10 protein-coding genes are annotated in these 7,167 nt (G+C 70.1%); 5 read left to right on the top strand and 5 right to left on the bottom strand.

All coding sequences use genetic code 11. The features are described 5' to 3' along the window. Positions 1-191 (top strand): hypothetical protein (locus PLC66_RS21810; protein WP_324544290.1); only part of this gene is annotated, 191 nt, incomplete at its 5' end. A 61-nt stretch (positions 192-252) separates the two neighbouring features. Here the strand turns inward: PLC66_RS21810 and PLC66_RS21805 are convergent. The 5 genes from PLC66_RS21805 to PLC66_RS21785 all read right to left on the bottom strand — a co-directional run bounded on the left by PLC66_RS21805 (position 253) and on the right by PLC66_RS21785 (position 2,565). Further along, on the bottom strand, positions 253-909 hold the full coding sequence (locus PLC66_RS21805; RefSeq protein ID WP_324544289.1) for a PIN domain-containing protein: 657 nt from the start codon (positions 907-909) through the stop codon (positions 253-255). A gap of 163 nt (positions 910-1,072) precedes the next feature. Next, positions 1,073-1,390 (bottom strand): cupin domain-containing protein, encoded by a 318-nt coding sequence (locus tag PLC66_RS21800; RefSeq protein WP_324544288.1) that lies wholly within the window; start codon positions 1,388-1,390, stop codon positions 1,073-1,075. A gap of 27 nt (positions 1,391-1,417) precedes the next feature. Then, a complete protein-coding gene (locus PLC66_RS21795; protein WP_324544287.1) occupies positions 1,418-2,014 on the bottom strand; it encodes a molybdopterin-dependent oxidoreductase in 597 nt (198 codons plus the stop codon). Then, positions 2,011-2,157, bottom strand: a complete 147-nt coding sequence (locus PLC66_RS21790) for a hypothetical protein (RefSeq protein WP_324544286.1) — start codon at positions 2,155-2,157, stop codon at positions 2,011-2,013. Before PLC66_RS21790 ends, PLC66_RS21795 begins: the two co-directional genes overlap by 4 nt. A 51-nt stretch (positions 2,158-2,208) precedes the next feature. Then, entirely contained in the window at positions 2,209-2,565 is a 357-nt protein-coding gene (locus tag PLC66_RS21785; RefSeq protein WP_324544285.1) for a cupin domain-containing protein, read from the bottom strand. Between the two features lie 151 nt (positions 2,566-2,716). On the opposite strand from PLC66_RS21785, the gene cdd reads away from it, so the two are divergent. The 4 genes from cdd (at position 2,717) to PLC66_RS21765 (ending at position 7,116) form a co-directional block, all read left to right on the top strand. Continuing rightward, positions 2,717-3,109, top strand: a complete 393-nt coding sequence (gene cdd, locus PLC66_RS21780; RefSeq protein ID WP_324544284.1) for a cytidine deaminase — start codon at positions 2,717-2,719, stop codon at positions 3,107-3,109. A 30-nt stretch (positions 3,110-3,139) separates the two neighbouring features. Further along, positions 3,140-4,276 (top strand): toll/interleukin-1 receptor domain-containing protein, encoded by a 1,137-nt coding sequence (locus PLC66_RS21775; protein WP_324544283.1) that lies wholly within the window; start codon positions 3,140-3,142, stop codon positions 4,274-4,276. Between the two features lie 86 nt (positions 4,277-4,362). Continuing rightward, positions 4,363-5,982 (top strand): bifunctional aminoglycoside phosphotransferase/ATP-binding protein, encoded by a 1,620-nt coding sequence (locus PLC66_RS21770; protein WP_324544282.1) that lies wholly within the window; start codon positions 4,363-4,365, stop codon positions 5,980-5,982. A 24-nt stretch (positions 5,983-6,006) separates the two neighbouring features. Further along, a complete protein-coding gene (locus PLC66_RS21765; RefSeq protein ID WP_324544281.1) occupies positions 6,007-7,116 on the top strand; it encodes a metal-dependent hydrolase in 1,110 nt (369 codons plus the stop codon). Positions 7,117-7,167 lie beyond the last annotated feature (51 nt).

Raw genomic sequence — 7,167 nt, 5'->3', positions numbered from 1 at the left:
GCGTTGCGATCCTCAGGGTATGTGCGCATAGTTGGGATCTGCGCATAGGGGTCGGTACTTCCAGTTGGCAGGATGGAGAAGCCGCCGTTCGCCCTCGCCTGACGCTCGAACGGCAGGTGACCAGCACATTGCTGCCTGACTGCGCCATAAAGGCACCGGCAGCTGAGGCCGAGGTGCGGCCAAACGATTGACTGGATCGACTTGCACGTGACCTGCCCGGAGTGTCACCGCAGTGCGCGGGAGTTTCCGGTGCTAATCCGGAATCGCGTAGGCAAGACGCTGCCCCGCCACTTTCACTAGGCCGCGCTTCACCAGCTCGGAGCACACCATGTCGACGGTCGAACCCGATACGTCCTTGCCGAGCTTGGCCTGGATGGTGCTGTGCAGTGTGCTCAACTTGCCCGGTCTCGCCCGCTTCATGGCGACCAGTTGCGCGATGGCCATCTTGCAAAGCTCGTCGAACCGGCCCGTATCCGCGACGCGCTGCTCGTGCGGTGGTGCGTGTGCGGGACTGGCGGCCGGGGAAACGTGACTTGCGGCGCGAAAACAGGGCATCTCCTCGATCGACGGTGATCGCGCCGAGAACACCTTGCGCGCCTTCAGGTGCTGGATCAGGGGGTCGAATCCCGTGTCCTTCGAGATGATGTGAAAGAAGCCGCCCGGGTCCTCGGCGGCAAGCCGGCCGAGATGAAACGCCACATGGAAGTCCAGCGCGTTGGCCCCTGGCGATTCGAGCATGACGTACTCGCCCCGAGTGCCGAACGCCTGCATGGCCAGCACCAGATCGACGGGCAGCTTGGTGTTCTTTGGGCCGAGAAACACCATGACGCGGAAGTGCTCGCCCTTGAGCAGCTCGAGCGACTTCACGTGAACGTTCTCGAAATCGATCAGGACGTGGTTGGTTCGCAAGGCGGACTCGCGGCGTGGCAGGGGATGCCGCGATTATGCTTCCCGCAAAGCCGTCAGGCATGTCCGACCCAATGACGTTCGCGAACTACGTCTCGGATCCGGCGCGAAAAGGGTGGTGCATCGCGACGCGCTCGCCTAGCGCCGCCGCCGCCGTCCGGGACCCTCACTCGACGATCTGCGTGGCCTTCTGCGACGACACGAAGAGGATCGCGTCGGTCAGCGCCAGCACGTCATGCTCCTCGCCGGCCTCGGTGAACAGGTAATCCCCGGCCAGCAGGCCCTCGTCCGAGATCCGCACGCTGCCGGCGAGCACCAGCACCTCCTCGGTGCCCTGATGGCGATGGCGTGGGAAGCGGCTGCCGGCTTCGAGCCGGATCACCGACGCGCGGCCGCCGGCGTCGTTGTTGCGGAACAGGCTGCGCTCGATGCCCGGAATACCGGACGGCGCCCACTCGCGTTCGCTGCTTCTCTTGACCAGCATGGGGCCTCCTTGAGGTTGAAGGGGGGCTCAGCGCCCGCCTGCGGCGACGACATGCACCGAGTACAGGCCCCACGGGCACTGCGCGAAGCGCTCGGCAAGCGGCCGGGCCGCAAGTTCGGGAATGCGGTCGGCGTCGTGCACGGCCCACAGGGGGCCCAGTCCGCCGAGCGGGAGCGGCGTGCCGTCGATGTGGGTGGCGACGATCGGCGACAGCCGGCGCAGGTCGGCGGCGCCGAGTTCCACCGTGTAGCCGTCGAAGGCGCGCAGCACCAGCGTCGTGGTCTCGCCCGCCATGGCGCCGGCCTGCTCGAGCAGGGTGCTGAGCAGCGGACCGCGCAGCGCATGCACGCGGGCGTCGTATTCCAGCGTCGGACGGATCTCGATCGCGGGCAGGGCGGCGAGCTCGGCGAAGGTGAAGCTGCGCGCCTGGTCGAAGGCGAGCCCGTGCTTGCTCATTAGCTGGTCGAGCGCCGGGTCGAGCGCGCCGCGGTTGGGGCGGGCGAGGGCGCCGGACAGCGTCAGCACCGTGGGGCCGTCGGCGGGCGGGGTCGCGGCGCGGGCGGCGGGGATGGCGGGCGCGGCGGCGGCGAGCAGGGCGGCGTGGAGGAAGTGGCGCTTGTTCATGGAGGGCCTGGCGGGTGGGGGGGGGGTGGAGGGCGCACCAGCACCGGGTTGATGCGTTTGGGCGCCCACACGCTGGTGTAGCCGTTGTTGGTGCCGTCGCCGAGGCTGGCGAGTACCGTGTCGGCGCCGTTCCGCAAGCTCATGCGTTCAAGATAGCCCCCGCGCGGCGACATGCAAGCCCGGGCGGTGCGCCCTCATTTGCCCGCGTCGGCGGCGTTGCGCAGCATGACCAGCACCATCTTGAAGGGCTCGAGCGGGTTGACTGCGTGCGCCACGTTAGCCGGCATCAGCAGGGTCTCGCCTGCGCCCAGGCTGTGATGCTCGCCGCCGAGCAGGATGTCGGCGCGGCCTTCGACGCCGATCAGCAGCGCATCGAAGGGGGCGGTGTGTTCGCTCAGGCCTTCGCCGCCGTCGAAGGCGAACAGCGTGACGCTGCCGCCGGCGTTCTTCACCAGCATGCGGCTGACGATGGCCTTGTCCTGGTAGTGCAGCATCTGCGCCAGGTTCTCGACGCGGGGCGGGTTGTCGGACAAACGCTTTCCGGTGCTCATGCTGGCCTCCCTGTGAATCGCCCGCATCATTGCCCCCTTTGCGGCCGCTGTCCATGACGCCGGTCCGGCTCCGACTCGCTCCCGCTCGCCCCGATTGCCTTGCCCGCGCATTTGGCCGATGCTTGCCCGATCACAACCGGGAGGTCGCAGCATGACGGACGTTCGGCTTTCGCCTGAGGTGGCAGCGCGTCTCGAGGAAGCGCTCGGCCGCTCGTATAGCCCCTACAGCGGCTTTGCCGTGGCGGCCGCGGTGGTGACCGGCTCGGGGCGCGTGTTTGCGGCGCCCAACATCGAGAACGCCTCCTTCGGCCTCACCGTCTGCGCCGAGCGCAATGCGATCTTCCAGGCCGTCGCAGCCGGGGAGCGCGACATCCTGCGGCTCTACCTGCTGACGCCGACGTCAGAGCTCCATACGCCCTGCGGCGCCTGCCGCCAGGTGATGCGCGAGTTCATGCAGCCCGAAGCCGAGGTGCTGTGCCTGTCGCGCGAGGCCAGCCAGCGCTTCACCGTCGACATGCTGCTGCCGGCGGCTTTCTCGCGCTGATTGTCCGCTGCCCTCCGTCGAGGCCCGACCATGCCCAGAAAATCCACGACTGCCGCCGACGCCCGCACTGCGGCGGCGCCCTATGTGTTCATCAGCCACGACAGCCGCGATGCAGAGTTGGCGGCCTTGTTCAGCGAGCTCGTGCGCGCGGTGACGGCGAACATGATCCGCTGCTTCCGCTCCTCGGATTCGCAGGGCACCGAGGGCATCGCCTTCGGCGACGAGTGGTACGGCAAGGTGGTCGATGCGCTCGATGCGGCGAGCGACGTGGTCTGCCTGCTCACGCCGCGCAGCCTCGAGCGGCCGTGGATCCTGTTCGAGGCCGGCATGGCGCGCGGCATGCGCCATCAGCGGCCGGTGTTCGGCCTGCTGCTTGGCATCGGCGATGTCGGCAGCAGCCCTTTCGCCCAGTTCCAGAACTGCGCGGCGACGGCCGATGCGGTCGAGAAGCTGCTGACCCAGTTGTGCGCGCCTCACCCCCAGCTGCGCCCCGACCCGCAGGTCCTGTCCGGCCAGGTGAAGCTGTTCCTGGACCGGGTCGGGGCCGAGCTGCAGCGCATGCCGGCGAGCCGGCGGCGGGTCTGGCGGCGGCGGGTGCCGCTGCATGCGGAGCCCGAGGTCCTGCAGGCGGTGATCGGGCAGCTTGAGCAACTGCGCGCCGATGTGCTGGCCTACATGACGGAGCAGGGGCGCGCGTGCCGGCTCGAGGGGATCCGCGCCAACCTGTTGCTGCCCGATGACGAATTCCGCGACAAGGGCGAATTCCCGGGGCAGCTTTACTTCTATGCGGCCGTGCCCGCCGGCGGCTTCACCCGCCGCGAGCTCGGCCTGCGCTTCGCCCCCGGCGAGGGCGTGGCGGGCAAGGTGTTCCTGGACGACAAGGCCTTTGTCGAGCACCGCGCCTTCGGCATCTCGAGCGCCAAGCTGAGCGTGATGCCGCGCCGGCTCTCGGCGGTGGCGGGCTTCCCGCTCCTGCACCGCGACATGAGCGCGTCGTTCGGGGTGGTGTGCGTCGACCTGATCGACACCGAGATCACCCAGGCCGACCTCGAAGGCCTGCTGGAGTCGGACGCGGTCAAGGACCGGGTCGACGACATGGCGCGCTTTCTGCTCGACGCACAGCCGGCCAACGCCTTCCTGCTCGAGTATTCGGCGCGGCCGGCCTGAGCCGGTATTGGCCGGGGGCGGGCCCTGCCGATCCTGCGCCCGCCTTGTCCGCTACCATGGCGGCGGGAATGGGGAGGAGAGCGCAGATGCACGGCGACGACGGACTGGTACGGCAACTCATGCAGCCCGGCGTGCTGCCGGACTCGGCGCGCGGGGTCGAGCTGATCGAGACCCACATCTCGTGGGTCCTGCTCGCCGGCGACCATGCCTGGAAACTGAAGAAACCGCTCGACCTCGGCTTCCTCGACTTCAGCACGCTGGCGCGCCGGCGTGCAGCGTGCGAGGACGAGCTGCGCCTCAACCGGCGCACGGCGCCCGAGCTGTACGAGGCGGTGGTGCCGGTGCTGGGCACGCCGCAGGCGCCGCGGCTGGGCAGCGCGCTGGTCCCCGGCGCGAGCGATGAGCCGGCGCCGACTGCGGCGCCGATCGACTATCTGGTGCGCATGCGCCGCTTCGAGCAGTCGGCGCTGCTGTCCCATCGGCTCGAGCAGGGCCAGCTCAGCCCGGCGCTGTGCGACCGCCTTGCCCGTCATGTCGCCGACTTCCATGCGGCGGCCGAGGTGGCCGGCGCGGACGCGGCCTTCGGTCATGCCGACGCGGTGCATGCGCCGGTGCGGCAGAACTTCGAGCAGGTTCGTGCGCGCATCAAGGATCCGGCCGCGCTGGCCGAACTCGCCCGCGCGCAGGCCTGGGCCGAGGCGCAGTTCGCGGTCCTGCGTCCGGTCTTCGAGGCACGGCGGGCGGCCGGCCGGGTGCGCGAATGCCACGGCGACCTGCATCTGGGCAACCTGATCGTGCTCGATGGCGAGCCGCGCCTGTTCGACGCGATCGAGTTCAGCGCCGAGCTGCGCTGGACCGACGTCATCGCCGACATCGCCTTCCTCGTCATGGACTTGCAGGCCCGCGGCCGCGCCGACCTCGGCTGGCGCTTCCTCAACGCCTGGCTCGAGTGCAGCGGCGACTACGAAGGTCTGCGCGTGCTGCCCTACTACCTGAGCTACCGCGCCATGGTGCGGGCCAAGGTCGCGGCCATCCGCGCTGCCCAGCTCGATGCGGCGGCGCGCGACGAGAGCCTGGCCGAATGTCGCCGCTACCTGGCGCTCGCCAGCGCGCAGGCGGAGCGGGCAGCGCCGGCGCTGCTCATCGCCTGCGGCGTCTCGGGTGCCGGCAAGAGCAGCCAGTCGCAGCCGCTGCTCGAGACCTGCGGCGTGATCCGCGTGCGCGCCGACGTCGAGCGCAAGCGCCTGTTCGGCCTCGACGCCGAGGCGGCGAGCGGGTCGGCACTGCATGCCGGCCTTTACTCCGCGGAGGCCACCGTGCTCACCTATGCGCGCCTGGGCGAGCTCGCGCTGGCGGGGGTGGAGGCCGGTTATCCGGTGCTGGTCGATGCGACCTTCCTGAAACGGGCGCAGCGCTTCGGCTTTGCCGAGCTGGCCGAAACGCTCGGCGTGCCCTTCGTTATCCTCGCCTTCGATGCGCCGCCGGCGGTGCTGCGCGAGCGGGTGCGTCGCCGCGCCGAGGCAGGCAGCGACGCCTCCGAGGCGGACATTGCGGTGCTCGAGGCGCAACTTGTGGCGCGCGAGGTGCTCGAAAAGGGGGAACTCGAGCGCGCCCTGGTCGTCGATACGCGCTCGGTGCCAGATTGGCGCGCGCTGCTGCCGGCGCTTTCCCGCCTTTGGCCGGGGGCGCAGGCGGCGGATCACTAGACAGGAAGCATTCCCCAGGACCTGATGGATACCTTGACCCATGCCCTCTCGGGCGCGCTGGTCGGCCGCGTGCTCGCGGGCCGCCGCGCGCCTGCCGCCATCGCAGCAGGCGCCGCGCCCGTGGCAGCGGCGGGCGTGCAGCCGCCCGTGTGGCAGATGGTGGTGGCCGGCACGATCGCGGCGACCTTCCCCGACCTCGACTTCGTCCTCGGCTGGGTGTCCGAGCTCACCTACCTGCGCGGGCACCGCGGCGTCACCCATTCACTCGTGATGTTGCCCTTGTGGGGCCTGCTGATCGCCTGGCTGCTGGCGCGTTTCTGGGCCCGTGGCGGCAGGCCGGGGGCGGGCTGGCGCAGTTTCTACCTGGTGGTGTGCGCGGCCATCTTCGTGCACATCCTCGGCGACCTCATCACCCAGTTCGGCACCATGATCCTGGCGCCGTTCTCCGACCACCGCTTCGGCTGGGGCACGACCTTCATCATCGATCTGCCCTTCACCGGCATCATCCTCGCCGGCCTGCTGGCGAGCGCGCTGTGGCGCACGAGCCGGGTGCCGTCGGCGCTGGCGCTGGTGCTGCTCGCCGGCTGGGTCGGCGTGGGGGCGCTCGGACGCAGCGAGGCGATCGATGTCGCGCGCGCCTATGCCACGGCAAACGGCATCGAGGCGCTCGAGGTCGATGCCGCACCGCGGCCGGCTTCGCCCTTCAACTGGACGGCGATCGTGTTCGACGGCGAGCGCTACCACTACGCCCATATCAACACCCGGCGCAGCGAGCCGCTGGTGGCGGGCGAGGGCGACAGCTTCATCCGCCGCTTTTCGGCGCCCTACCTGCCGGTGCCGATGGCGCAATGGGAGGTGGCCGAGCGCTTCGGCAACGGCGACGGCCGCGAGCTGGCACAGAAGGTGTGGCAGGCCGAGGACTTCGCCTTCTTCCGCTGGTTCGCGATGTTCCCGGTGCTCGACCATGTCGAGTACGACACCGCCGGCCAGGTCTGCGCCGCCTTCCGCGATCTGCGCTTCGCGACGCCGGGCCGCGGGCGCGAGCCCTTCGTGTACGGCCTGTGCGGTCGTGCCGGCGACTGGCGCGTGTTCGAACGCGAGGGCGAGGGCCGGCGCTGGATCGACGTCCGATGACGAACCCGCGCCCTGATCCCTCGCGTCGCGACGCTGCCGCCCCGGCTTCGT

The organism is Thauera sp. (assembly GCF_035444905.1).
Lineage (GTDB): Bacteria > Pseudomonadota > Gammaproteobacteria > Burkholderiales > Rhodocyclaceae > Thauera.
Note: the sequence above shows the minus strand (reverse complement) of the source record. Positions and strands in the feature narration are given on the sequence as shown.